The organism is Paenibacillus sp. FSL K6-0276 (genome assembly GCF_037977235.1).
In the GTDB taxonomy this organism is placed as follows: Bacteria; Bacillota; Bacilli; order Paenibacillales; family Paenibacillaceae; genus Paenibacillus_AQ.
On record NZ_CP150276.1, the window covers coordinates 434,884 to 461,321 of the forward strand.

A 26,438-nucleotide genomic window follows, 5' to 3' on the forward strand; every position below is an offset into this window, starting at 1 on the left:
GATGAGACTAATTACTGTACAGTGTAAAGCCGAGATGCTGCGGATCATCCGTAATCCTTATTACGTGTTCTGGTCGCTCTTCATGCCCATCATGTTCTACTTCATCTTCACTCGAGTGGTCAATACAGGTAGCGATGACCCGACGTGGCGCGCCCACTACTTAATGTCGATGGCAACCTTTAGTGTAATGGGCTCAGCGATTATGACGCTTGGTATTCGTTTGGTGCAAGAGCGAACACAAGGTTGGACCACCTTTATTCGGATTACCCCGCTACCGGGTTCTGTCTATTTCTTCGGAAAAATGTTCGGACAAACGATGATGCACCTATTCTCGGTCATTTGTATTTTTGCCGCAGGATATTTTATCAATGGCGTCTCCTTATCTGCGGGTCAATGGGTGCTTAGCGGGTTGTGGATCCTGATTGGTTCCCTTCCATTTTTGGCGATTGGTACGCTTGTGGGTGCTATGAGACGGGTGGATACGGCCAGTGGAGTCAGTAACGTGATTTATATGGCGCTTGCTGTAGCGGGGGGCATGTGGATGCCGATTGAGATTTTGCCACGATTAATGCAGAAGATTGGTCATTGGTTACCTTCCTATAACTATGGAAACGGGGCATGGGAGATCGTACGCGGCTCCTACCCGCAGTGGAGTAATGTCTTGATTTTGCTCGGATATTTGGTGGTTTTTATGTTACTATCGGTTTATATCCGAAAAAAACAGGAAGCGGTGTAAGTAATGACCGAGCGTAGAAAGTTCCAGTTATTTCCGAGAAGTCAGGGGTTTTTCCCTTATGTATGGGCTGTTTATCTAATTTTGCCCATCCTGAATTTGCGCGGGGAGACTGGAATGAAGCTCATTCTGGGTGGGATTATGATCACGGTGTTTGCCATCAGCTATCGGCAGCTGTATTGGGTTCGGGGCGGAGTGTTTAATGTTTGGCTAATTATTCAAATGTTGATCATCGTGGCGCTTAGTTTGTTCTATACGCCATTTAATCTGTACATGGGTTTTTTCACTGCGAATTTTATAGCTTATTATACGGAGAATAAAGGGTTCAAAATTGCATTTACTTCTTTTGTGGTCATGGTACTTTCGGTGCTGGTCTTAGTGGGTCGTGATATGGAATGGGTTAGTATAATGTTCTTAACTCCGTTTATCATTATTATGTTGATCACTCCGTTCGGTGTAAGATCCATGAATCGGCATCAGAAGCTGGAGAAAGAGCTGGATCAAGCCAATGAGGTGATTAAAGAGCTGGTGAAGCGCGAGGAACGGATGCGAATCGCTCGTGATTTACATGATACGCTCGGGCATACGCTGTCCTTGATTACATTAAAAAGTCAACTCGTAGAGAAGCTGGTGACCAAAAATACGGAGCGAGCCCAAGAGGAGGCACGAGAAATTCAGCGCACTTCACGGGCTGCGCTCCGTCAGGTGCGTGAGCTAGTGTCGGAAATGCGTGCGATCTCAGTAGCAGAAGAACTGGCAGAAGCGGGGGAAATGCTGCGAACGGCAGAGATTGCCTTAGAAGTGGAAGGCGATATCTCGCTAGAGGGAGTATCCGACCTGACACAAAATATTCTCAGCCTTTGCATTAAAGAAGCGGTGACTAATATTGTGAAGCATAGTAGAGCGGATAAATGCTTCATAGGGGTGGCAAAGACCACTGGAGAAGTTCGAATTACCGTTAAAGATAACGGAATGGGCCTCCAGAACGGTGAGAGATGTAATGGTGAGCTTAGTGATGGAAATGGCATGAAGGGGATGGCGGAACGTCTATCCCTGATTGATGGCTCTCTGTCGCTAAGCTCAGAAGAAGGTCAGGGAACTACGCTGATCGTTACGATCCCTCTAATCGTTAAGGAAGCAACAGGGGGTGAGAGTGCATGATAACCATCGTTATTGCGGAGGATCAACGTCTGCTTCGGGGGGCGATGGCTTCCTTGCTGGATCTTGAGGATGATATCGAAGTAGTCGGAGAAGCTTGTGATGGGGCGGAGGCGTTAGCTTTAATCGACAGGCTTCAGCCGGATGTATGTCTTATGGACATTGAAATGCCGTTCAAGAGCGGACTGGAGGTTGCAGAAATATTGCGGAGTAAGGGTTGTCCGACTCGAATTATCATCTTGACTACCTTTGCACGTCCGGGGTATTTCGAGCGTGGAGTGAAGGCTGGTATACAAGGGTATTTATTAAAGGACGAGCCTGTAGATAAGCTGGCCGAATCCATTCGCCGTGTCATGGCTGGGCACCGTGAGGTATCTCCCGAGTTAGTCTTCGGTAGCTTGCGTGAAGAGAATCCACTCACAGCACGGGAGCGAGAGATTTTAAAGCTGGCTGGTGAAGGGCAAACGGCAGGGGAGATCGCTTTTTCGCTACATCTTTCCCATGGCACAGTTCGTAATTATATCTCTGAAATACTCAATAAGCTGGAAGTGAAAAGTCGAATTGAAGCAGTACGGCTGGCAGAAGAAAAAGGCTGGATTTGAGGGGAGAAGGGCATTATTATGCAAATATTTCTGATTCGGCATGGTGATCCGGATTACACTATAGACGATCTTACGGAGTTCGGGCATCAGGAAGCGGCAGCATTGGGACAACGTATGGCTTCTATCAGTCTGGATGAACTGTATGCTTCACCACTGGGGAGAGCACAGACAACAGCAAGTTATGTGGCCAAAGAGACGGGACTTGTAATTCAGACAGAACCATGGACTCGTGAACTGGATTGGACAGAGATTATGTTGGATGGACAATTGGCGTCTATATGGGATAGCCCCGGAGAACATATTAGCGAGCTATCGAGTGGAAAGAGAATGTGGTCTGATGAGACGGATCATTGGTTGAAACAAGAAGAATACAGATTGAGATTCAGCGAATTACAAGCGGCCTCAGATCAATTCTTGCTGAGACACCACTATAAAAGAGAAGATGGCCTTTATCGTATCCTCGAGCCTTCTACCAAGAAGATCGGAGTAATATGCCACGGTGGCTTTGGTCTCGCTTGGCTAGCTCATTTGCTGCAGATTCCTCTGGCTTTGGCCTGGTCCGTATTTTGGTTAGCGCCAAGCTCGGTAACGACGATCTTGTTCGAAGAGCGTAGCAAGCACTTTGCGGTTCCTAGATGTATTGGACTAGGAGATGTCTCCCACCTTTATGCTGGTGGCATGAACTATCGCCCAAGGGGATTAATGGGCAATCATGTGTAAGTTGAAAGATTAAGAGCGAGCAAGGACATTGCTTATGGATTGATAGGCCATCCCGCAGAGGATGGCCTTGTTTGCTTGCTTTTGAATGATCGGCATAGGCCACTCTTCAACGCGGGTTTAATTTTACCTGCGACCCTTTACCACCTGTCTGGATGCCGGTTTCTTTCGTTCCGACTTCCTTTAGATCAGTCACTAGTCGCTCCAATACGGCCTTGGAAGCAGCGGCTTCTTTGGCGCCGGATGCCTTCACGACTAGTTGGACTGGCTTGCCAGAGCGGAGATGCTTCTCTGCCTGACGAAGCTTCGTATCGTAATCATGCTCTTCAATATGAGCAGTGAAGCGTAGCTCTTTGACCTTTTCCTTGCTGCCTCCCTTTGTTGCCGAGCCTGCGCTCGCCTTGCGTGTTGCCGCTGCTTCCTTCTGCGCGGCTGCTTTTGCCTTGCCCTTCGGGGTCAGGCTGCAAGGTGGCGGGCTGCTCATCAGTGAGGTGCATACCAGATCTGCACCTGCAGAACGAGCCATTGCCAGTGCCTCTTCTCTGGATACAATCCCCAGCTTCTCACCTCTAAGTCCAGTAAGCACTACTTCGGATGCTCTAATTTGTTCGTTGATTAATACGGTCACTTGGGTGAATCCTCCCCTGATAACAATGATAAAGCTATCATATATGGAACTAGCTTGTGGTTCAAATGTGGAGAGAGGATTTTATGTGAAAGATATTGATTCAAATCCGTAACCTTTGGGAACTTCATTGGCACTTGTATATAATACGGAAGAAGGGAGCGAGCGAAAGTATGCTTCAGTATATTGAAGAGGCAGGACGAGGAGATCGTCAAGCTTTTGAACAGATTGTTAGGCGCTTTACACCGATGGCGAATGCAGTTGCATATGAAAAGCTACACGATTACCAATTAGCGGAGGATGCTGTGCAAGAAGCTTTCACTGAAGCCTTCCTAAATTTGAATAAATTACGAGCAGTAGAGGCATTTCCAGGCTGGTTTAAAGCGATAGTAACAAGGCAATGTTATCGAATCTTGCGAAGAAAGCAGCATCCTGCATTACCCTACGATGAAGCTGTGGAATCGACAGAATCTTCATGTAGTGTGGCGGACATTATTGAGAAAAAAGAAGCGCGGCGACTGCTTCACGAGTCTATAGCTGCATTAACGTCCAATATGCGGATCGCCGTTCAATTATATTATTTTCAGGGATATTCTCTTCAAGAGATTGCTGACTTTCTGGGGACTTCAATCCCGGTATTGAAGAAACGACTCTTTGATGCTCGCCGCAAGCTTAAAGGGGCGCTACCTGTAGCGGATGTCCTCTCCGTATTCAACCATTTGTACGAAGGAGGAAAAGGTGTGCTTCATATTGTAAACGGAGATGTAGTGGGAGATAAGCTGCGTCAGGGAATTGTGCAAGGTGATGTATTAGTTTGGAGAGAGGTCTACTCTCATGGACCGGTCTTTTTAGAGCCTGCGGAACAGGATAACCGCTTAATACGAGCGCAATATTTGGAACAAACGATGGGGATTCCGCAGATGGAATTCATACAGGGCAGTGAGAGTCAGGAAAAAATATTAGCTGACTTTCATAAATATGAGGAAGTGGTGTTGTGGTTCGAGTATGATCTATTTGACCAGACGATGCTGTGCTATTTGCTCCACTGGTTCTCAAAGCAGAAATTGTTAACAACGAAGCTGAGCTTATTGTGCATCGGAGAGTATCCCGGAATTGAGTTGTTTCGAGGACTTGGACAACTATCTGTAGAGCAAATGGAGACTTTATCAGGAACGTGGAAGTTAATCGGCGACAAGGAACTAGAAGTAGGACAGGCGTTCTGGGAAGCTTATGTATCACCGAATCCAGAATTATTAAGGGAATTATTAACAAAAGATACGTCTGCACTGCCATTTGCACATGACGCATTCCAAGCGCATTTATCGCGTTTCCCATCTACCTATAATGGACTTGGGATTGTAGAGCAATCCACACTGGAGATGATCCATGAGGGAATAAAATCACCGTGTGAGTTGTTCAAAAATGTGGGTGATAAGCTTCACATATTAGGAATGGGCGATCTGCAATATTGGCATATTCTAAGAAAGATGGCACAAGAGCCATACCCGTTGCTGCAAATGCGTGGCTTGAAGGAATTCCCCGGTTATAACGAACCAGTGATGCAATTTCAAGATTGTGAGGTTGTATTAACAGCGTTCGGAAAGAACGTAATGTCTGGAAAAGAGGACTGGGCCGAGAAGAAAGGGATCGATGAATGGTATGGAGGGGGGCATCTGCAAGGCGTAGCTCCGCGCTGGAGATGGAATTCGTCATCGCAAACGATTCAATAATATAAGATTCTATGTCGAAGAAAGGGCTGTCTCAAAAGTAGTGAATGCTACTTAGGGTCAGCCCCTTTACTTCAATCATTATTCGTCAGGGCCTACTTCGAAACTCCTCACTTAAATAGATCGTTTCATTCACGCCAATGATTAGCTCATAATTCCCCATTGCACGTTCTACATGTTTCCATGGCGTTTCTGAGATGAATTCACTATGTGAATCAGTACGTGCCTTCAACAGTGACTTGGAAAGAGCAGGGCATCCGTGTAAAGCAGGAGACCAAGTTCCCAGAAGAGGGACAAGGCACCCTGCGTATTAGCGCAGAGAAACCAATTAAATTCACATTGAAGCTAAGATACCCTTACTGGGCTGAGCAAGGAATGAGCGTTAAAGTGAATGGTGAAGACATTCCAGTGAATGTGGGCAAATCCAGCTACCGTACGCTGGATAGAGTGTGGCAGGATGGAGACGTAGTCGAATATGATATTCCGATGTCGGTAAGAATCGAATTGCGTTCCTCTATGGTCCGCTTGTGCTCGCAGGTGATTTTGGACCTATAAATGCAGAGCTAGGTAGTGATCGCGCCCTTGCTTCCGTATTAATCGGTGATCGTGAGACGCTGACGGGCAGCCTCATTCAGTCTAATGTGAGCAAAAATGTGTTCCGGATGGAAGTTTTAATCTACTGCTTGAACAGCTAACCGTCGATTCAGTACAACCTGCTGAGATGCAGCCTGAACGCGACCATCACTTCGAAGGTGAGTATGTTGGCTTAGGCAAAATTTATAACCGCAAGTATCGCGACAGCTGGATCAATGGCTGGTTCTCCTTCACGATGGAAGTCTTGCCAGAAGAGCAAGTGGATTTGGTAGTAACGTATTTGAAGTCCAACGATACTTCGGTGGCCTTCGATATTCCGGCTGATGGTGAACAACTTGGGCTAGGCGTCCTTGAGTCTGAAGAGATGAACAAGCTGGAAACCATTCACAATCAAGTTCGCTTCGCATGAAGGGGATAAGGTTGGCCAAGTAGCAGGACTACGTATCGTCAAACGTAATTCTTGAATAAAAAGGCTTCGAGAATTATAATAGGTACAATTCTTTTAATTGAGGTGAAATGGATGTCTTTCCGTACCGTTACAAGGAACTAGTTATCGGGCTGGGTAAAACGCGTACCAGCTATCAAGGGGGTAGTCTATCCTTTTGATTACACTAACTAGAGCTTTGAACGGTGTCATAGGCAGCTATTTCTATAGAGCCTGGCACTTAACTATTTAACTTAGAGAACCGTTTATTTGTGGATGGTTTTTTACAGTTGGATGGTGGGGGTTGCCTGGCTTTTTTGCATTCAATTGAAAGAGGGGGAAGAACGTTATGTTAAGAAAGAGTCTATCCCACCTGAAATGGTGGATATGTGGTTATATTTTATTGGGTTTTACTATTCAGCTGTTGAGTAGTTTAGGCATTGTAGTGTTTCAAAAAATATTAGACAAGGCCACGATGATCAACAGCTTTGGTGAAATATCTAATTTAATCATGGTGTATGGGGGTTTGTTGGCTGGGGTGGTGATCCTAAATTATGTGGACGAATACCCTAGTGTATATCTATCGAACAGTATAACGGAGAGATTAAAGATACTTGCACTATCTAAAATATCCAAAATCGACTATCAAGCCTATCAGGATATGGGCACAGGGCAGATGATTAAAGTGATCGAGAACGGGGCAGCGGCTGGAAACAGCATGATCTATTCTTTTTTCCTCAAAACATTACATGAGTTATTGCCCACTCTTCTGTTCAGTCTAATCTTTATCAGCTTCTATGATTTAAGGATCATGGTAGTGATTGCAGCTGGCTACGTGGTCATCTTTTTGATAACGAATCTGCTGTTGAAATTTCTGTATGCGATGAAGGCTACCATTCTCCAGGAACAAGAAAAGATGTCCAGATTCTCTATCCGTGGATTTATGGAATTGGTCGTCTTCAGAACTAATAAACGATATGAGAAAGAGATCGATAAGTTAAGCCAAACCGCACGCACTATCATTCATAAAAATGCCCAGCTACAAATGATTCACGAAGCTTTTTTCGCGATATTCGAGCTGTTTGTCACGGTAATTAAAGTCGTCGTCTTGATTTATGGTGTGAAAAGTATTGTCGCAGGTGATACGTCACTTGGTGTTGTGGTCGCATTGTTTATGTTTATTGATAAGATTTACTCGCCGATTGCCATTTTCAATGTTCTATTTGTAGATTACAGACTGAATAAAGTGACCTACAGAAGATTTGAGGAATTTATTGATGCCCCAGAAGATAGAAATTTGGAGTCCGGAGAAGTCGTCACTGAGATCCACGGCAATATTGAATTTAAGGATGTATCTTTTGACTATGGTAATGTAGGAATTCTGAACAACCTGAGCTTTTCCGTTGGGCGAGGAATGTCCGTTGCTATTGTCGGATTAAGTGGAGGCGGGAAATCTACCCTGATAAAATTGATCGTAGGATTATTAAAAAAGAACAAAGGTGAACTCTTATTGGATGGTAAGGATATCGATGAGATTCATCTGGATAGCTACTATGATCACATCTCTTACTTATCACAAGACACGCCGATTTTTGACGCGACTATAAGGGACAATATTGTATTTGATGAGCATACCTTGTCCGATGAAGAGCTGTATGAGATTTTGGGAAAAGTTCATTTGCAGGAAAAAGTAAGCCACTTACCGGATCGTTTAGATACTTTGGTGGGTGAAAAAGGGGTTAAATTGTCAGGCGGGGAAAGACAGCGATTAGCTTTTGCCAGAATCATTGCCCAAAAAAGAAATGTTCTAATTCTGGATGAGCCGGTGTCAGCACTTGATAATATTACGGAGCAAAGTCTCATGGAGACGATTTTAAAGGAATTTAAGGACAAAACCATCATCATTGTTGCCCACCGACTGAATTTTATAAAAGACGTTGATAAGATACTGGTAGTGGATCAAGGCTCGGTTGTGGGTGAAGGGAAGTTTGATGATTTAATAGAGCATTGCGAAGCTTTTAAAGCGTTATGGAGTAGAAAAATATCGTTTACAAATGCTGATTAAATTGTTAACCTCTTCTTAAAAAAAAGAGGTGCGATCTATGGCTTGGCCAACACATATTGTAGCGGTAGGTGGATTCGCGGAAAATGAACAAGGAGATATCCTTTTAGTAAAGACTCATCATGGAGGCTGGGTATTCCCTGGTGGACAAGTAGAGGTCGGAGAGAACCTAATCGATGCATTAATTCGAGAGATTAAAGAGGAAAGTGGAATAGATGTTACGGTTTCTCGATTGATTGGTGTGTATTCGAATACAGGCATTCATAAATGGTATGACGGTGTGACGGATGTTCCTACCAAGGTCATGTTTGATTTTATCTGCAAGCCCGTGGGTGGGGAATTATGTACCTCGGAGGAAACATCTGAAGTGATGTGGGTGGTAAAAGAGAAAGTGCTTGATTGGATTACACAACCGGCTATTCGTACCCGCTATCAAGCTTACTTGGATTACGATGGGAATACGAGGTATATGGATTATGTAACTGGAGATACGTTTGAAGTCTATTTAGATCGAACGGTGTAAAATAGGATTGATAGGCCATCCCGCAAAGGATGGCTTTTTTTGTTGTATAGGAAATTATGCAGTCAAAAAATGTGGATAACTCCGATGAAAAAAAGTAGGTGGGATGAACGTGAAGAACCAGGAGACGTGGGAGAAGCAAGGAATCATCCGCCAGATTCTAAAAGATCACTACTCTCACACATAAACTTTTTTAATGCTTTCTATTTCTCTACTTCAGGGTCAAACCGCTAGAATTATAGGGAATTATTACCTATAATTCTATATTATGAGGTCATTTCGATAGAATATAGGGAATTGTTCCCTATATTTCAGCTGAAATCGGTGAATTTAATTGAAATTGGTCAATATATAGGGAGAAATTCCGTATAACCTGGTCATATAACAGCTGTGACCTAATTTATAGGGAGGTTTTCCCTATAACGTATTCCACCAAAGTAAAATCCTCCACCTACACTGTAGTTCTTACTCGCCAAACCACCGAAAATCCTGCGGGAAGTACAACAATGTGTGCTCCGTAAGCTGTAAATATAAGAAAGTATAAAGCTATGCTTTAATGCCCTCAAAGGTATAGGGATTTTGGCGGATCATCTGAATAAGGTTTGCCGCCGAGGCTGATAAAGGTTCATTTTTCCGCGTACAGATCGCAATGCTGTTCTTCAGATGTATTCCTTCAACATAAATTCGGCATAACTCTCCACGTTCTACATATTCGCGTACAACGAGCGAAGAGACGAAGTTCGCGCCATATCCGGCGATGACCGCTTGGATCGCTTCATGTAGTCCATTAAATTGCAAAGAGATTGTGGGAGCTGGCATGTTGTATGTACGGCATAAGGATAATAATCTCTCCCTCGTCGAACTTCCTTCCTCACGCATGACAAAAGATTCTTTCATCATTTCGGATAGAGAAATTTGCTGATTCGCATAGCGATGATGGGGTGCGACCACAAACCATAACTCGTCCTGAAATAACTCCTCTGTCTGGATCGTATCTGGATATGCCTCGGCAATCCCTCCGTAAATCGCCATATCCACTTCTACATTTAACAGCTGCTTCAGAGCATCGCTTGAATTGGTGGTGGTAATCACCATTTCTACTTGTTCATATTGTTGTTTGAACTTTGCGATCCAGGTAGGGATAAGGAAGTGAGCGGGTAAATACGTCGCGGCTAGACGAATACTTCCATTCGTGCCGTTAACGTAATCCTGGGCGAATTGTTCGATCTGCTGTTCGACGGCGAAGAGTCTTTTGGCGAGTAGAGCAAGCTCTTCGCCCGCATCCGTTAATGCAATCCCTCTCCCTTGAGGCTTAAATAAGGCGAAGGACAGTTCCTTTTCGAATTTCTTGATCTGAGCAGTAATCGCAGGCTGACTGATACTTAAAGTTTCTGAGGCGCGTGTCACACTTCCCGTTGATGCGATCACATGGAATAAGCGTAACGCATGTAGATTCATGGTTAAACTCCCATCTGCTATCGTTCGATTCATATACTGAATATATAATTTATAGTTAAAGATATATTATATTTATGATTATAACTGATTTACAATACAGGTATAAAGATGAACTTGAACTTGAATTTGAACTTGAATTTTTAGTTAGGGAAAGGGAGTAACGAAGAGGAGGTTTGGAACTGTAGGAGCGTTAGCGACCGCCTTTGTCCCCGGATTTCAACCACGAGTAGTGGTTTAATTAAAGAAATCTGGAGACAACAGCGGCCGGAAGTCCAAACACTCCTCGTAGTTACGACCGATCCCTAAATGGGAAATGACAGGTTCATTTTAACTAGAAGTCAAACCAAAGGAGAAGTGATAAATATGAATCAAACGACTACATGGGATAAAGTCGATCAGTACATTACAGAGCGCCTAATTCCACAGGATTCCGTGCTCGAGGAAGTGTTGTCCGCTAATCAACAGGCAGGGCTGCCGCCCTTTGATGTTTCACCTAGTCAGGGTAAGTTCCTTAACCTATTGGTTCAAATGAAAGGTGCACGCCGGATTCTGGAGATTGGCACTTTGGGTGGGTATAGCACGATTTGGATGGCAAGAGCGCTCCCGTCTGACGGACATATCGTTACTTTGGAGCTAGATCCATCTCATGCTCAGGTGGCAGGGGCCAATTTCTCGCTTGCTCAGGTAGATGATCTGGTAGAACTTCGTATAGGCGATGCTTTGGGGCAATTGTCTCAGATGGAACAAGAGGGTGTGGAACCCTTTGACTTTATATTCATTGATGCGGACAAACCGAACAACCCTAACTATTTACAATGGGCGCTTCAATTTTCCCATCCCGGAACGGTGATTATTGGCGATAATGTGATCCGAGAAGGTGAGATCATTAACAAGAATAGCAAAGATCCTCGTGTAGTAGGCGTACGGGAATTTTATGATCTGTTGGCTGAAGAGCCTAGGATTTCGGCTACTGCCATTCAGACGGTGGGAAGTAAAGGGTATGATGGATTCGTATTGGGGATTGTGAATAGCTGATTTATATATTGCAATATCCAACAATTGTAATATAATCTATTGAAAATCCAATAGTGAGAGGTACTCTATGCAACCTACATTTGAAACACAAAGGTTAATTCTAAGACCGTTTCAATCAACAGATGCCAATAAAGTTCAAGAGCTTGCTGGGGATATTGAAGTAGCTAGAACAACGCTGTCTATTCCTCATCCATACCCTGATGGAGCGGCTGAATCTTGGATTGGTGCCTGTAGGAAGAGAGCAGACGATGGTGAAGGATTTCCTTTTGCTTTAATTAGTAAAGAGAGTAATACCTTAATAGGTTGTATGAGTCTAAATATAGACAAATCGCATAGAAGAGGTGAACTTGCTTATTGGGTAGGTAGTCCCTTTTGGGGAAATGGATATGCGACGGAAGCGGCAAAGAAACTGATCGATTTTGGATTTGAAGACCTGCTATTAAATAAAATATGGGCAGCGGCAATGTCTAGAAATCCTGCTTCCTCCAATGTTATGAAAAAAGCTGGAATGAGATTTGAAGGGGAATTTAAACGGCATATTTTAAAATGGGATAAATTCGAGGATCTAGTCTTTTACGGGTTAACTAGGATTGAATATGAAGATAGGTGCTCCTAAGCCATGATGGCTTTTGGAACACCCTCTTAGTTTTAGAGCGACTCTTTAATCACCTTTTTATAATAGAAGACGGACAGCACTGCAAAGATCGAATACAAAGCGGTGTAAAGGATCATCACCAGAATCATTGGTGTCATAAGCTCTGTACCGAAGAAGAACCAGCCGGATTTCACGGCAAAGTAGCTATGAAGCAGACCTATGACTAATGGAATCCCGAAATTGAACAATTGTTTCATCTGAATCCCTCTAAGCAGATCACCTTGCGTGAAACCAAGCTTTCTTAGGATTGTGTAGTTGGGCTTTTCATTCTCACTCTCATCCATTTGTTTAAAGTAAAGAATGCATCCGGAGGTAATCAGGAAGGTTAACCCCAGAAAGGCAACGATAAACATGATGAGTCCCATATTTTGTTTTTGATTGTTTTTCGTCTCCAATTGAGAGTCGTTAATGCTTTTATCTTTAAATTTCATGTTCTGAAAAAGCTCATTAGCCTGTTCAACGCTTGCCCGTTCTTTCATATCGATTCCGATATTAAGAGTGGATTTTTTTTGAAGGGCTGGATCTAGATCTTTCTGTAAGCGTTCAAAAGTCGATTCGTCTACAATCGCAACAGGTAAGCCGCCACCTGTGAAATACCCTAAAATAGGTGCGTCCTTATTTATAGTTGTATATACCTGCGGAATAACCTCATGCGCTCCCTTAAATTCAATGGGGCCTTCGTCTTTCAGCGAAATCAGATTATCCAGTGCACTACTTGTCTTTGTAAAATAGGTCTCATCCGGTGATACATCGATGCCTTCTAGTGCATTTTCGCTAATAACTGGGAGGGGCATGATCTTAGAAACTATACTGGATCCCTTTGGATTCTCACCCATAGCCTTCTCCATATTTACATCTACCTGAATGACTTCTATCTTTTTTTCTGTAAACACTAAATTCTTCGCAACTAACGCCTCTTTAAAAATGTCAGCATCATGGGTGTCTGTAAGAATAAAATCTGACGGGACATAGAGCTTCGCACTTTTCTCAGCAGAGTAGAAAGAGATATAGCTCAAGGATAATAAAGCTAGCGCCAGTGCCGATACCGTTGTGATGATGGTTAATAATACGGCATTTGATTTCATACGAAACATAATGGAGGAGAGAGATAACACCTCTTTAATATTCAGGTACCCGTTTTTCTTTTTACGAATGAGATGAAAGATAAAGCTTACCGAGCCTTTATAAAAAAGATAAGTCCCAACGATAACTGAAGCCAGAATAGTGATCATGGATATAGTTAGTTGAGTCATTGATGTTAAGTCTCCACTAAATAATCGAGATGAAATCGAATAGCCAAGCAGAATCAATCCAATCCCAGCGATCCCTATGATCATTTCAAAGACGGATAGCTTTTTCGCGTTGCCTTCTGTGGTTGAGGTCACCCGGAACAGAGATAGAATGCTTTGTCTTTTAATAAAGCCATAATTCATCAGCATGATTAAGAGATAGATTACAAAGAATACGATTAGCGTTTGGATCAGGGCCGGGGTAGAAAAATGAAGGGAGGCTATCGCATCGATCCCCATCGTTTTAAAAAGAATCATGAGGATTAATTTTGAAACTGAGAAGCCTACGGCTATTCCTAGAATTAAAGAACCAAAGTATAGTATGAAGTTCTCGGCAGTAAGAATACGGAATATTTTACTTTTGGTCATCCCGATTAACTGAAATAGTCCAATTTCTTTACCGCGCCGTTTAATGAAGATGGTGTTAGCATATAACAGGAAAATGGATACAATCACGACCAGTAAGACCGAGGCGGACTTGATTGCTGCGCCCCCTTTGACAGACCCTTCTACCGCATCCATCGAGGGATCGTATTGCAACGTAACAAAGGCGAAATATAAGGCTACGCTAAAGACGAGAGCGAACACATACAGGTAGTAATTTCTGATGTTTTTTCGCAGATTTCGAAGCATCAGTACATTAATGCTCATTCTGCACACCACCTAATACACCTTGTGTTTTTATGATGTCGTTGAAGAAGACTTGTCTGGATTCGTCCCCTTTATTCAATTGCGTATAGATCGTACCATCCTTAATAAAAATAACTCTACTGCAATAGCTAGCAGCCACTGGATCATGTGTAACCATAACTATCGTTGCTTTTCGTCTTTGATTTAGTTCACTTAGCTTGTTTAACAAATCAGAAGCAGATTTAGAATCCAAGGCTCCGGTAGGCTCGTCAGCAAAAATAATGCTTGGATCATGAATGAAGGCCCGAGCTGCGGAGGTACGTTGTTTTTGGCCCCCGGAAATTTCATTCGGGTACTTATTCTTTAATTCATAAATCCCCAGTTCCTTTGCGACGCTCTCGAATTTCTCATTGGCGATTTTCTTGGGGGTGTTGGTAATGGACAGAGGTAATAGGATGTTCTCCTTCACCGTCAGCGTGTCCAAGAGATTGTATTCTTGAAAAATAAAGCCTAAATGATTCTTCCGAAATTCAGCTAATTGCTTTTCTTTCATATTGGAAATTTCATTGCCCTCAATGGTAATTGATCCGTTGCTGATCTGGTCAATCGACGAGAGCACGTTAAGCAGTGTCGTCTTTCCTGAACCGGAAGAGCCCATAATCCCAACAAATTCACCTTCTTCTATAGAAATATCCAGTCCGCTCAATACGGATTGTTTGTTTAATTTATTTCCGTAGCTTTTATGAATTTTAGTGGCCTCTAGAATTGCCATAATGATTCACTCCCTTTTTTATACTCGTTCTTTTTGTATAGCTTTATTATAAAAGGCTTTTCCGTTCTTATCCTTCGATTGCCCGAACAAAATGAAAAAGCATGTGACATTGTTGTCACACGCTTGAGAGCTTCACGAATTCATTTTTGAGTGGAAAGGTTAAGGTGAACGTCGTCCCTGATCCGAGCCTCGACTCAACCCCGATGACGATAAACAAGGATTGCGCTGCTTTTTTGGCTAAATATAATCCCATGCCTGTGGCGGCATTGTCGCGATGCACCGTGGTGGAAGTAAACCCTCTATCAAATATACGAGGCAGGTCCTTGGGATCTATTCCGCGCCCACCATCCTTCACTTCAAGAACAATATGCTCAGCTTGCTGATAGCTGTTCACTGTAATATCTGAAGCTTCGCTATATTTTACGGCGTTGGTTAGTAGTTGTCGGAGGATAAAAGCCAGCCATTTGGCATCACTAAGCACTTCAGCTACTTCCAAGTTTAGTTCAAAGCCAATTCCCTTCTGAATACACCAGGATTTCAACGTCTTAATCTCACCAAAAATAAGCGTTTCTAAATCAATATGTTCTATATATAAATCATTTTCGATAAAGGGAATCCGCCTTTGATGGAGCTGTTGATCCAGTAGAAGATGAATTCGCAGCCATTCATAGGTCAGATGTTTCTTCATTACATCATCTTCCATACGCTCAATCATTAGATGCATTGCGGTTAGAGGGGTCTTCACCTCATGAATCCAAGATAATAGTTCATCTTTCTCTTGCTCTAGCGTCATTAGATTATGCGAAGCAGCCTGTTTTAACAATTTAGCTTGATTGGTGATGCTCTCTTCAATAATTTTCTCAAACGGGCTTTCGGGGGTGGCGATACTCGTTAAATCCAGATCATCATCTCGCTCAGCTAAGCTTTTATAGAACCTGGTTTCCCTGGGATAGCGAAGGATTAAGAACATCACGAAAAAAAGCATCGACAAGGAGACCAGATAGAGAACCGAAGAGAGTGGAATCGACGGATCCATATAAGTGACAAAGAGTATAAATAGATTGGTAAAGAGAACTAGTATGATCCAGCTGCTTCTTTCTAAGAGATACTTTTTAATCATAACGATTCCTCTTCGATGGCCATATACCCTTGTCCCACTTTCGTTTCAATGAAAACACCTAATCCAAGCTCATCCAGCTTCTTTCGAAGCCGATTTACGTTGACGGTAAGGGTGTTGTCACTTATAAAACGTTTATCATCCCACAAGCTATTGATTAATTCCTCGCGGGTGACGATTTTATTTTTTTTCTCAATAAGCAATTTCAATATAAAAATCTCATTTTTCGTAAGCTCAATCGATCCCATGTCATGGGTCAATAGATTTCTCTCATAATCCACGGTGGCTCCGCACCATGTTTTGAGTTCAATGTTATCCGTATTGTAATTATAGACACGTCGAAGAATCGCACGTACTTTGGCAATGAGTACATCGAAATGGAAGGGCTTTTGAATATAGTCATCAGCTCCAAGCTGCATGGACATTACCATATCCGTAGGATGATCACGGGACGATAAGAAGATAATCGGAAGGTTGGAGTGGGAGCGAATCATTCGGCACCAATGAAATCCATCGAATTTAGGTAATTGGATGTCGATGATGACTAAATCAGGTTTGATCTCTATAAATTCTTGCGTGACATTGCTGAAATCTTGAATGCCATACACATCATAAGACCACTGCGTAAGTCGCTCTTTGATCTCATTAAACAACGTCGTGTCGTCTTCGATTAATAATAGCTTCAAATTCTTCACCACACTTTTAGTTAGTTAGTGTTTACAGCATTTTAGATAATACATCCTGATAATGCTTAAACTCTTTGGCTTCATTTAGATTAGGGCATGTCCTTAAGGATAGCAGAGCGCTTTCGATTAAGAACTGCCTCGGTTCCTTGTTGTTCATGATTTCTTCCTGGACAAAGTACAACAGCTTTAGATAGTTGGTGAGGTTCGCATCACCTGGCGCAAAGGATCTCTCTATAATTTTCTTCAAACTTATTGTCGCAAAGGATAAATCATTATTGAAAAAATCAGTGTATTCCGCTGCGGGTAATAACTTGTCCACGTGATCTGGTGAGATGAGTTGAATGCCCATTTCACTTACTTCTTCAACAATGGTTTGGATAAGAGTAGTGCAATAATCAATGATTTGCTTAGAGGTGATGACTTCATTCATAGCACTGTTGATTTGCAGCATATTTTGCAGAATCCCGGTAAAAATGATGGCTCCATCCAGTAAATAGGGTTTCTTATCGGCAGGGAAAATATGAAGGAAACGTTCATATACCCAGGTTAGCAGGCTGAACTTCGTTTTTTTGATAAATGTAATTAAGTCTGGATCATTGGAGACCAAAGCATCCTCAACGAGCTGTAACAATTTATTTTTTTTATTGATTTTCATAACCAGCTGAATCTGCTCAGCAAATATCTTAATGTCAGAGGGATCCTGACCTATAAGTAGCGAATTTCGTCCTTCTTCAAGTCGAACGTGAATAGACGTAAATACAGCCTTAAAGAGATCCCCTTTGGAAGGGAAATAGTTATAAAAAGATCCTTTGGAAATCCGACTATGATTCAAAATATCCTGAATGGATGTGGCGTGATAGCCTTTTTCAATAAATAATTCATGTGCTTTATGAACCACTTGCTCTTTTCGTTTATTTATCATCTGAGGTGCCCCTTTAAGCTGGACTCTTTGTTCCAATATAGACTAGCTCATATTTCCGCTTAATACAATTTCAATTTTAAATGAATTTTGTCTTGCCAAGCAGGAAATAAGAGAGTATTATATTCTACACTGGATTGTAACTAGAGTTCAATTTTGAACCGATAGTATGATTATAGAATGGAGGATTCCAAAATGAAAGCAAAAGAAAGTAAAGCGTCCTACGGGATATTGGCAATCCTCATGATTGGTGCATTTGTTGCTTTACTGAGTAATACCCTACTCAATATAGCTTTACCAACGATTATGAAGGATTTTGATGTCAGTGCCTCAACGGTACAGTGGCTATCAACGGGTTATATGCTAGTGAACGGGATCATGATTCCTTCAACAGCCTTTTTGATTCAAAAGTATACCGCGAGACGGTTGTTCTTAATCGCTATTGGATTATTTGCGATAGGAACCTTTATCGGAGGATTAGCACCAAGTTTCCCTGTGTTATTGATCGCCAGAATGGTTCAAGCTTCAGGGGCTGCGATCATGATGCCATTATTAATGAACGTATTGTTCACTACCTTTCCACCTGAGAAACGCGGTTCAGCTATGGGGATGTTCGGGTTGGTAATGATTTTTGCACCAGCTATCGGCCCTACATTATCTGGATGGATTATTCAGCATTATGAATGGCCTGTTCTATTCTTTATGATTGCACCAATCGCCGTATTGGTGTTCATTCTTGCCTTCTTCAAATTGCATGATCCTAAAAAAGATGTGGCTATTAAGATCGATATTCTATCTGTAGTTTTATCAGCGATTGGGTTCGGGGGTCTTCTATACGGCTTCAGTTCCGCTGGGAATAAAGGATGGGATGATCCAATGGTCTACTCCGCCCTTATTATCGGGGCGATTGGATTAGTAATATTCATTATGCGCCAGATGAAGATGAAGGAGCCTATGCTTAACTTCAGAGTGTACAAATATCCGATGTTCGCTTTATCCTCAGCGATTTCGATTACTCTGAATATGGCAATGTTCTCGGCGATGATGCTAATGCCGATTTACCTGCAAAATATTAGAGGGATTTCACCACTGGATTCGGGACTTCTAATGTTGCCTGGTGCGTTAATTATGGGGGTTATGTCACCAATCACAGGTAAATTGTTCGATAAATTCGGCGGTAAAGTATTAGCACTTATCGGTCTAGCCATTGTAGTGACTAGTACGTATTTCTTCAGTGATTTGACTGAAACGACTAAATATTCGACATTGATGATTCTATACTCTGTGAGAATGTTAGGGATCTCTATGGTTATGATGCCTGTTATGACCAATGGTTTGAATTCCATTCCGGCTAAATATACACCGCATGGTACAGCCATGAACAGTACGATTCAGCAAGTCTCGGGGGCTATTGGCGGAGCGCTGCTCGTAACAATCATGTCCAACAGTACCACTTCACATGTGAAGGATATGGTCGCTGAAGCTGTAAGTAAATTAACGGCTAAGCCTTCGGCAGACCAATTGCTTGGTATACAAAATCAAGTCATTGCGAAAGCAACTATTGAGGGGATTAATGATGCATTCTTAGTATCAGTAGGCGTAGCCATCATTGCATTTATTCTTGCTTTCTTTATTAAAAGAGGCATACAGCCTAAGGAAACGGTAGAAGAGAAAGTGACTTCAAAGCAAGTAGCTGCTAAGCAAGTTGCAACGCATTAGTTCTATGTGATCTGTTATTCAAAAAGGCGCTCACCTTAAGGTGGGCGCTTTCTTTTAAATATAAGGATTTATAAGCTGCGCAACTATAATATCCTTATACTTGTCTTATCGAATTAGTTCTGGTGCATCTTGGATGACCGTGATGGAGTCATTTCCTCCTACATAAATTCTATTGGTGAGCGGGTTTAGCACAGTGCTGCCTGAAACTGAAGGGAATCGTGCGAGTCTTTTAAACGTGCTAGCGTTATAGACGGATATGTGGTTCTTTTCGAAATTACCAACAAACAGATGATTTGTATTCGGATTAATGGTCGTGTTGGAAGAGGTGGGCAGTACTTTTGTTGTTATAATTTTGTTGTTGCGTCCATTGATGACAAATAGCTTTCCTTTACCCTCAACTTGTGCACTTGAGACATAAATACGGTTCGTCAGCGGATTTAATACAACCTCACTTTGCAGACGCCCCAGCTGCACATTTTGCAGCAACTTGTTGTTGCGCCCATTTATCACTGAAAGAAACCGACTTAAGTTATTAGCGACATAAATGCGGCCCGTGATTACATTAAGTGCGGGTGTTATCACAGGGTTATTACCGACTTTGATGGTCGCAATGATAGTCTGTGTATTCCCGTTAATGACGGAGACGGTATTATTTATTGTGTTGGTCACATAGATCCGATTGGTAAGCACATTGATAACGATTCTGGAAGGGCGACCACCGACTTCAATCTGTGTTCGGATCTGGTTTGTTTTTCCATCTATGACGAATATAATTCCGTCTGCGCTAGTCACATAAATCAAATTTTTTCGAACATTTACTCCGATATTGTCAGGGAATCGGCCTACTTTGATGGTCTTGATCACCTGGTTTGTCCGCCCGTTTATAACAGAAACCGTTTCATCACGGAAGTTAGGTACATAAATTCGGTTAGTTTGGGGGTTAATTCCGAGCTGTGTTGGCAGTCTTCCTACACTGATGCGTGCGATAATTCTATTGATTCTGGCATCGAGTACCCCGATAGTTCCAGCCTGAGTGTCTGGGTTTACAAAGTATACCCGATTTGTGTCGACATTTACTTCGATATCTCCGATCGGTCCGGCAGAGCGGATTGTAGCAATCACTTTTGGCTGCGCCATGCTTATACCCCTTTTCAAGTAAATAGATACTTCATTATATTTAGGCTTAGGCAAAAGGGTACTTCATTTATCGTTGCAAGATGTATCTCCGTGGTGTAGAATAATATTCCCTCATCCACATTTTGGGATTTATGTAAACGATATTTTTTTAGGGGAATTGAGATTGATTGGAGGTTGGAGGGGAAGATGATGAAATCAGTGTTATCAGATATTTTACTAACGCCTGACAAGTTGCAGCTTCATAGCGAATTACTAGAGGAGATTGGGCGATACATTACGCAAGAGATTCTAAATCACCCTTTATTGCAAGAGGATCATCAACGGGTAAGCATTATCCTTGATGGATCAACCGCACTCGGAATAGTGGATGGGCAGTCGGATGTGGATGTAATCATTGTTTGTGAAGATGAATCTTACAACAGTATTAATCATCGGTTCGAGGAAGCGGGGCTGATTCCGGAGCAAAGTAGTTTTTTTATGGATTTAAAACTTCCGAGTGGGAAGACAGGACATTATACACTTCATAAAATATCTGAGATCAAAGAAGCGTTAATAAGCGGGAATATGGAATGGCTTTGGAATGCATCAGTGTCCTATATTTACTACGACGAGTTGGATCTGAAGTCACTTTTTCATTCCTATGTTCCACTCCAACCTGAAGTACTAATGAGATTTCGTAAAAATTCATACATACAGCTAAGAAGCTATGCGAGAAGTCTAGATAATCCTGTAGTTCGTGGCGACGCCTTTCCCGTCCTGTTCTTAGCGGTTTCTCTTTATAAGGAAGCTTTACGCTGTGCAATCACTATTGAAGGTTATCCGTATCCCTATGACAAATGGCTTGTTCCCGTAGCGCAGCAAACGACCGTTGGCAGAAAAATTCTGGAGTGTGCAGGCGATTTTTGGAGTTATCTTAGAGATGATGAGTCCTTTGCTCCTATGTACCAGGAGGACAATAACTTTGTTAAAATGGAAAAACGATTTCGGAAGATCCTTGTGGATGAATTTCGTGCGCGAGGGATAAATGAGCTTTGGTTAATCGAGTGGTGGAAGTTTTTGAATGAGTGATAACTGTAATGACACCGACTATCCTTATTGATTAGGGTAAGGTATACTGGAATGAACTTTTTAGTAGGAGGTGACTATATGATTGGGACAGTCTCTATATTAGGAGTTCCTTTTTCAAAACTAACATTACACGAGACGACACTTCATCTAACAGAACATATTCAATCTGGGGAATCCAAGCTATTTCATTTGATAACGGCAAACCCGGAAATTACGATAACAAGTCAATCGGACGAGCAGCTTCGAACCATACTTCATGAGGCAGATTTGATTACCCCTGACGGGATCGGCATTGTGATGGCTTCAAGAAGAAAAGGCGACCCTATTGCTGAAAGAGTTACGGGGTATGAGCTACTTCTTGAGCTGCTCGCACAAGGGAATAAGCTGGGATGGAGTTTTTATTTCTTAGGCACGGATGAGCTAACAAGCTGCCAAGCGGTCGAAGCGATCACTCACGCCTATCCGAATGTGAAGATTGCGGGAAGACATAATGGATTTCTTACCAAAGAGGAGGAGCCTTCTATTGTGGCAGAGATTCAGCGTGCACAGCCGGATTTCCTGATTGTTGCTATGGGTGCGCCGTACTCTGATAAATGGGTTTACAAGCACAAAGTGGAGCTTACGCAGGTTAAGGTTGTTTTTGGCGTGGGCGGAAGTTTGGATGTCATAGCGGGGAAAGTGAAGCCAGCACCTCCGATATGGAAAAAGCTCAACTTGGAGTGGCTGCATCGACTATTATTCGCCCCAGTTGCCAAAGGACAAAAGTCGCGGTGGCGAAGACAGTCCGTACTACCCAAGTTTGTGTTTCAAGCGATGATTAGAAAATAAGTAAGAAGGCCACCCTGGATAGGGTGGCTTTCTTAAAATATAAGAATTTATAGGCTGCGCAACTTTAATAACCTTATATTTCTCGCTTAAACGCTTACCGTCCTTATAGGGACGTCGAAGGCGTTTATACTTGAATAGCGAGCTGAGGAGTAACTGGAATTGCAAATTAAAATGAAAATATACATGAAAATATTCATGGAAATGAAAGGATAATCATAACTAATTACAGAAAATGCTTCACAAAACATCGTTATTGATGTATTATAAATGTGAAATTATTCACAAAAAAAGGGGCGTTATAAAAATGAAAAAGACAACAAGCTCTGCCCTTATTCTCATTCTCTCTGTCATGCTCGTTCTCGCAGGATGCGGTAACAGTAATAGCAACAGCACAGGTAATAGTAGTGGCAACGAGAACAAGAGTAAGGTAAATGAGACGGCTAAAAATGATAAAACAGAAGCCGTATCAGGCGCATCAGAAGCAAGTTACACACCACTGGATCAATTAAAAGATAGTTACGATATCGTTATTGTCGGTGCTGGCGGTGCGGGAATGTCTGCTGCACTAGAAGCAAAGGCTAAAGGCTTGAACCCGGTTATTTTCGAAAAAATGCCAGTTGCTGGCGGGAATACAAGTAAATCCTCGTCGGGGATGAACGCTTCCCAAACGAAATTCCAAAAAGATCAAGGCATTGAAGACAGCAATGATAAGTTTTATGAAGAGACACTAAAGGGCGGCCATGACACGAACGATAAAGAGATGCTTCGTTTCTTCGTTGACAATTCCGCAAGTGCTATCGATTGGCTGGATTCAATTGGAATCAGACTGAACAATATCACGATTACAGGCGGCATGAGTGAAAAACGTACCCACCGTCCAGAAGACGGCTCTGCGGTAGGCCAATACCTTGTCAAAGGCTTGGTTAAGAACTTACAAGAAAAAGAAATCCCACTGTTTGTAAACGCAGATGTTAAGGAAATCACCCAAAAAGATGGTAAGACTAACGGTGTCAAAGTACTGTTTAACCAAGCCGATGAGAAAACCATTACAGCGAAGGCAGTTGTTGTAACAACTGGTGGTTTCGGTGCTAATATGGACATGATCTCTAAAGTCAGACCTGATCTGGAAGGATACGTTACTACTAACCAGATCGGTAGTACCGGCGACGGCATCAAGATGATTGAGGCACTTGGTGGAACAACGGTTGATATGGATCAAATCCAGGTTCACCCAACGGTACAACAAGAAAAATCTTACCTGATCGGGGAAGCAGTTCGCGGTGAAGGATCTATCCTCGTTAACAGTGAAGGTACACGGTTCGTAAACGAATTGACTACACGTGATAAAGTTACTGCAGCTATCAATGCACTTCCTGAAAAGGCGGCTACACTTGTCTTTGATTCCGGCGTAAAATCACGCGTTAAAGCGATTGAACAATATGATAAAATGGGCTTCGTAATCAAAGCGGATTCCATCGAGGCATTGGCAAAAGAAATCGGCGTTCCAGCAGATAAGTTGAAAGCTACACTCGATACTTGGAACAGCGCAGTAAAGAACAAGAACGATGCTGAATTCGGCAGAACAACAGGGATGGACAACGACTTGTCCGCGGGTCCTTTCTACGCGATTAAGATCGCTCCTGGGATTCACTACACCATGGGCGGTGTGAAGATCAATACGAACACAGAAGTATTAAATAAAGACGGTGCAGCTATTCCTGGCCTGTTTGCAGCAGGTGAAGTTACAGGTGGATTGCACGGTCAAAACCGGATCGGCGGTAACTCTGTGGCAGAAATCATTATTTTCGGCCGTCAAGCAGGGATTAAATCTGCTGAGTTCGTACAAGCACAATAAGATACTAACTCCATATTTCGTTACTGGGTAACAACAAAAGAACCGCTGGGCTAATAGAAGCCCGAGCGGTTCTTTGTTTGATCTCTCATTTGTTACTTTGATCTGAGATGTCTTTTATCTACATTTATTCTGAAGGTTGCTTCCCGCTTTTAGCTTGTTCCTCTCGCATCCATTGTGACAGCTGGCGTTTGAGTTTAAGGAATTCCGGGGAATCCGTAATCTCATCGCGGCGCGGCCGTAGAAATGGCACGTCAACAGTATGTAGGATGGAGCCAGGGCGGCCCGAAAATACATAAATACGATTCGAGAGCAGCAATGCTTCTTCGATGTTGTGGGTGATGAACAGTACAGAGCGGCGATTCTCCTCCCACAGTTCGAGCAGCCAGCGCTGCATTTCACTGCGAGTTAGCGCATCCAGTGCGCTGAAAGGTTCATCGAGCAGCATCAGTTCCTGCGGAGCGAGCAATGCTCTAAGAAAAGCCGCACGCTGCTGCATTCCACCCGACAGCATATGCGGATAAGCTTGTTCGAACCCGCTTAGCCCAACCTTGGCGAGCCACTGCCGCGCTTCCTCACGAGCGCCATCACGCAGTGCGCCTTTGATTTCACCGGCAAGCAGCACATTATCCTCAATCGTCCGCCAAGGGAACAGTGCAGGCTGTTGCGGCATATAACTAATTTCACCGCGCTGTCCCGTAACGACCTTGCCGTTCATCCGAATCGTTCCAGCATCTGGATTCACAAGACCACCGATCATATGGAATAAGGTGCTTTTTCCGCAGCCGGAAGGACCTACAATCGAAACGAACTCTTGCGGTTCTACCTTAAGAGAGACGTTATTCAGCACGTTCGTCTCGCGGCGACGATGGAAAAAGGACTTGGAGATGCCACTTACTTCAAGAGCAGGTGGTGCGGTATGAGCTTCAGGTGAGCTTATGACTTCTGTTGTTCTGTGTTGCATTTGCGTCGCTTGAGACATACAGGCATCTTCCTTTCTATGAGTTACGGCGCGGCTTCCAGCGTACAAGCCATTTCTCAAGCAGGGCAATAATAGCAAAGAGTACAAGACTAAGAAGCACGATAATAACAATAGCGACAAACATCCGATCTGTACGATAAGCGGATTTCTGGAGAAGCATATAATAGCCAATACCTTTATCTGCGCCAATCCATTCTGCGACCACGGCTCCCATAACCGCATAGGTGGCGGATATTTTCACACCAGAGAATAGTGCCGGAATAGAAGAGGGCAGCTCTAGCTTGGTGAAGATTTGCCACTTGCTTGCACCCGCCATTTTCATATAATTCACCATGACCTGATCACTTTGGGACAAGCCGCCCATAGCAGCGACAGCTACCGGGAAGAAACATACCAGCGTAATCAACACGATTTTGGGCAAAAGACCGAAGCCGAACCAGATGATGAGCAGCGGCCCGAGTGCGATGGAGGGAACATTTTGACTCAGAATAATGAGTGGATAAAAAGCCCGTTTGGCCCAAGGCAAAAGATGCAGCAGTAGAGCGACGATCAGGCCTACAGCCGTACCAATGGGAAAGCCGATTAACGTGAGCCGAAGCGTAGCCATAGTATGAGCCCAGAGACCTGAGGCATTACTGGTGGATTCACGAGCAATATCAGCAGGACTCGGCAGAATCCAAGGTTCGATAGAAAAAAGAGAAACGGATAGTTGCCATACGGTTAAAAAGAAGACGACCGCCACAAGGGGCGGCCATATTAGCTTCCAGGTCGATCTCACGGCCGATATTTCTCCGTCAATTTATCCATGCTGATTCCGTTAGGATTATGAGCGATTTTGATCTGCGAAATCACGCTTGGACTGCCTGCCTCGATCAGTGCTTCCTGCATCTGACGTACAACCTCTAGCAACTCGCAAAGCTCACCTTCCATGGTGGTTTCCAGTGGATTTACCTGATGTTTAACGCCGGATTTCTGAATGACCTCAATCGCTTTATCTACGTATGGGATGGAGTCCTCGTTGTTTGGAGTCTTTGGAATTACTTGAATGCTGAGTAGTGTGTTTGCCACGATAATCAATCCTCTCATTTTATAAGGTAAGTTCAAAAAGCCAACTTTGATAACGAAGTAA

At 43.0% G+C, this 26,438-nt stretch carries 27 protein-coding genes; 16 read left to right on the forward strand and 11 right to left on the reverse strand.

All coding sequences use genetic code 11. The features are described 5' to 3' along the window. Position 1: 1 nt before the first annotated feature. Genes MHH52_RS01980 through MHH52_RS01995 form a run of 4 tightly spaced genes read left to right on the forward strand, consistent with a single transcriptional unit; the run spans position 2 to position 3,213 of the window. Positions 2-736 carry an ABC transporter permease gene (locus MHH52_RS01980; RefSeq protein ID WP_340006322.1) on the forward strand — a complete coding sequence of 245 codons (735 nt, stop codon included), beginning with the start codon at positions 2-4 and terminating at the stop codon, positions 734-736. Positions 737-739: 3 nt separating this feature from the next. Further along, entirely contained in the window at positions 740-1,894 is a 1,155-nt protein-coding gene (locus tag MHH52_RS01985; RefSeq protein ID WP_340006324.1) for a sensor histidine kinase, read from the forward strand. Continuing rightward, positions 1,891-2,493 (forward strand): response regulator transcription factor, encoded by a 603-nt coding sequence (locus MHH52_RS01990; RefSeq protein ID WP_340006326.1) that lies wholly within the window; start codon positions 1,891-1,893, stop codon positions 2,491-2,493. Before MHH52_RS01985 ends, MHH52_RS01990 begins: the two co-directional genes overlap by 4 nt. Before the next feature lie 18 nt (positions 2,494-2,511). After that, positions 2,512-3,213 (forward strand): histidine phosphatase family protein, encoded by a 702-nt coding sequence (locus MHH52_RS01995; RefSeq protein WP_340006328.1) that lies wholly within the window; start codon positions 2,512-2,514, stop codon positions 3,211-3,213. Positions 3,214-3,319: 106 nt separating this feature from the next. Here the strand turns inward: MHH52_RS01995 and infC are convergent, their stop codons facing one another. Beyond that, positions 3,320-3,838: a translation initiation factor IF-3 gene (gene infC / locus MHH52_RS02000; RefSeq protein ID WP_340006330.1), complete on the reverse strand. Its 519-nt coding sequence runs from the start codon at positions 3,836-3,838 to the stop codon at positions 3,320-3,322. 170 nt (positions 3,839-4,008) lie between these two features. On the opposite strand from infC, the gene MHH52_RS02005 reads away from it, so the two are divergent. The 6 genes from MHH52_RS02005 to MHH52_RS02030 all read left to right on the forward strand — a co-directional run bounded on the left by MHH52_RS02005 (position 4,009) and on the right by MHH52_RS02030 (position 9,165). Continuing rightward, the gene (locus MHH52_RS02005) at positions 4,009-5,565 is read left to right on the forward strand and encodes a sigma-70 family RNA polymerase sigma factor (RefSeq protein ID WP_340006331.1); all 1,557 of its coding nucleotides are present in this window, start codon (positions 4,009-4,011) and stop codon (positions 5,563-5,565) included. 231 nt (positions 5,566-5,796) lie between these two features. Continuing rightward, positions 5,797-6,117: a hypothetical protein gene (locus MHH52_RS02010; RefSeq protein ID WP_340006333.1), complete on the forward strand. Its 321-nt coding sequence runs from the start codon at positions 5,797-5,799 to the stop codon at positions 6,115-6,117. Beyond that, complete coding sequence (locus MHH52_RS02015; protein ID WP_340006334.1) at positions 6,090-6,257, forward strand: hypothetical protein; 168 nt, start codon at positions 6,090-6,092, stop codon at positions 6,255-6,257. Before MHH52_RS02010 ends, MHH52_RS02015 begins: the two co-directional genes overlap by 28 nt. Before the next feature lie 26 nt (positions 6,258-6,283). Next, the gene (locus tag MHH52_RS02020; RefSeq protein ID WP_340006335.1) at positions 6,284-6,565 is read left to right on the forward strand and encodes a DUF6805 domain-containing protein; all 282 of its coding nucleotides are present in this window, start codon (positions 6,284-6,286) and stop codon (positions 6,563-6,565) included. A 364-nt stretch (positions 6,566-6,929) separates the two neighbouring features. Then, on the forward strand, positions 6,930-8,645 hold the full coding sequence (locus tag MHH52_RS02025) for an ABC transporter ATP-binding protein (RefSeq protein ID WP_340006336.1): 1,716 nt from the start codon (positions 6,930-6,932) through the stop codon (positions 8,643-8,645). Between the two features lie 37 nt (positions 8,646-8,682). Next, the gene (locus tag MHH52_RS02030; RefSeq protein ID WP_340006339.1) at positions 8,683-9,165 is read left to right on the forward strand and encodes an NUDIX hydrolase; all 483 of its coding nucleotides are present in this window, start codon (positions 8,683-8,685) and stop codon (positions 9,163-9,165) included. A gap of 543 nt (positions 9,166-9,708) precedes the next feature. Here MHH52_RS02030 and MHH52_RS02035 read toward each other — a convergent pair. Beyond that, on the reverse strand, positions 9,709-10,620 hold the full coding sequence (locus MHH52_RS02035; protein WP_340006340.1) for a LysR family transcriptional regulator: 912 nt from the start codon (positions 10,618-10,620) through the stop codon (positions 9,709-9,711). A gap of 363 nt (positions 10,621-10,983) precedes the next feature. Here MHH52_RS02035 and MHH52_RS02040 point away from each other — a divergent pair, with 363 nt between their 5' ends. After that, positions 10,984-11,655, forward strand: a complete 672-nt coding sequence (locus MHH52_RS02040) for an O-methyltransferase (RefSeq protein ID WP_340006342.1) — start codon at positions 10,984-10,986, stop codon at positions 11,653-11,655. A 67-nt stretch (positions 11,656-11,722) separates the two neighbouring features. After that, the gene (locus MHH52_RS02045; RefSeq protein WP_340006343.1) at positions 11,723-12,271 is read left to right on the forward strand and encodes a GNAT family N-acetyltransferase; all 549 of its coding nucleotides are present in this window, start codon (positions 11,723-11,725) and stop codon (positions 12,269-12,271) included. Between the two features lie 32 nt (positions 12,272-12,303). Here MHH52_RS02045 and MHH52_RS02050 read toward each other — a convergent pair whose 3' ends face one another. The 5 genes from MHH52_RS02050 to MHH52_RS02070 all read right to left on the reverse strand — a co-directional run bounded on the left by MHH52_RS02050 (position 12,304) and on the right by MHH52_RS02070 (position 17,726). Further along, on the reverse strand, positions 12,304-14,250 hold the full coding sequence (locus MHH52_RS02050) for an ABC transporter permease (RefSeq protein ID WP_340006345.1): 1,947 nt from the start codon (positions 14,248-14,250) through the stop codon (positions 12,304-12,306). Then, complete coding sequence (locus MHH52_RS02055; RefSeq protein WP_340006347.1) at positions 14,240-15,001, reverse strand: ABC transporter ATP-binding protein; 762 nt, start codon at positions 14,999-15,001, stop codon at positions 14,240-14,242. The genes MHH52_RS02050 and MHH52_RS02055 overlap by 11 nt, the downstream gene beginning before the upstream one ends. Positions 15,002-15,116: 115 nt before the next feature. After that, positions 15,117-16,121, reverse strand: coding sequence for a sensor histidine kinase (locus tag MHH52_RS02060; RefSeq protein ID WP_340006349.1), 1,005 nt, complete (start codon positions 16,119-16,121; stop codon positions 15,117-15,119). Further along, entirely contained in the window at positions 16,118-16,813 is a 696-nt protein-coding gene (locus tag MHH52_RS02065) for a response regulator transcription factor (protein WP_340006351.1), read from the reverse strand. The genes MHH52_RS02060 and MHH52_RS02065 overlap by 4 nt, the downstream gene beginning before the upstream one ends. Positions 16,814-16,835: 22 nt before the next feature. Beyond that, positions 16,836-17,726, reverse strand: coding sequence for a TetR/AcrR family transcriptional regulator (locus MHH52_RS02070; protein WP_313640713.1), 891 nt, complete (start codon positions 17,724-17,726; stop codon positions 16,836-16,838). A 192-nt stretch (positions 17,727-17,918) separates the two neighbouring features. Between MHH52_RS02070 and MHH52_RS02075 the strand changes: the two genes are divergently transcribed. Further along, the gene (locus tag MHH52_RS02075) at positions 17,919-19,442 is read left to right on the forward strand and encodes a DHA2 family efflux MFS transporter permease subunit (RefSeq protein WP_340006354.1); all 1,524 of its coding nucleotides are present in this window, start codon (positions 17,919-17,921) and stop codon (positions 19,440-19,442) included. A 105-nt stretch (positions 19,443-19,547) separates the two neighbouring features. On the opposite strand, the gene MHH52_RS02080 is transcribed toward MHH52_RS02075, so the two are convergent. After that, on the reverse strand, positions 19,548-20,579 hold the full coding sequence (locus MHH52_RS02080; protein ID WP_340006356.1) for a YncE family protein: 1,032 nt from the start codon (positions 20,577-20,579) through the stop codon (positions 19,548-19,550). Positions 20,580-20,765: 186 nt separating this feature from the next. Between MHH52_RS02080 and MHH52_RS02085 the strand changes: the two genes are divergently transcribed. The 3 genes from MHH52_RS02085 (at position 20,766) to MHH52_RS02095 (ending at position 24,330) form a co-directional block, all read left to right on the forward strand. Then, the gene (locus MHH52_RS02085) at positions 20,766-21,647 is read left to right on the forward strand and encodes a nucleotidyltransferase domain-containing protein (protein WP_340006357.1); all 882 of its coding nucleotides are present in this window, start codon (positions 20,766-20,768) and stop codon (positions 21,645-21,647) included. Positions 21,648-21,725: 78 nt separating this feature from the next. Beyond that, positions 21,726-22,475, forward strand: a complete 750-nt coding sequence (locus MHH52_RS02090) for a WecB/TagA/CpsF family glycosyltransferase (RefSeq protein ID WP_340006359.1) — start codon at positions 21,726-21,728, stop codon at positions 22,473-22,475. Between the two features lie 304 nt (positions 22,476-22,779). Next, entirely contained in the window at positions 22,780-24,330 is a 1,551-nt protein-coding gene (locus MHH52_RS02095) for a flavocytochrome c (protein ID WP_340006361.1), read from the forward strand. A 124-nt stretch (positions 24,331-24,454) separates the two neighbouring features. On the opposite strand, the gene MHH52_RS02100 is transcribed toward MHH52_RS02095, so the two are convergent. From MHH52_RS02100 to MHH52_RS02110, 3 genes are read right to left on the reverse strand one after another with little or no spacing between them, the layout of a single operon-like run. Further along, positions 24,455-25,291 (reverse strand): ABC transporter ATP-binding protein, encoded by an 837-nt coding sequence (locus MHH52_RS02100; RefSeq protein ID WP_340009457.1) that lies wholly within the window; start codon positions 25,289-25,291, stop codon positions 24,455-24,457. A gap of 34 nt (positions 25,292-25,325) precedes the next feature. Continuing rightward, complete coding sequence (locus MHH52_RS02105; RefSeq protein ID WP_340006363.1) at positions 25,326-26,087, reverse strand: ABC transporter permease; 762 nt, start codon at positions 26,085-26,087, stop codon at positions 25,326-25,328. Further along, positions 26,084-26,377: an MTH1187 family thiamine-binding protein gene (locus MHH52_RS02110; RefSeq protein WP_340009459.1), complete on the reverse strand. Its 294-nt coding sequence runs from the start codon at positions 26,375-26,377 to the stop codon at positions 26,084-26,086. The genes MHH52_RS02105 and MHH52_RS02110 overlap by 4 nt, the downstream gene beginning before the upstream one ends. Positions 26,378-26,438: the final 61 nt, after the last annotated feature.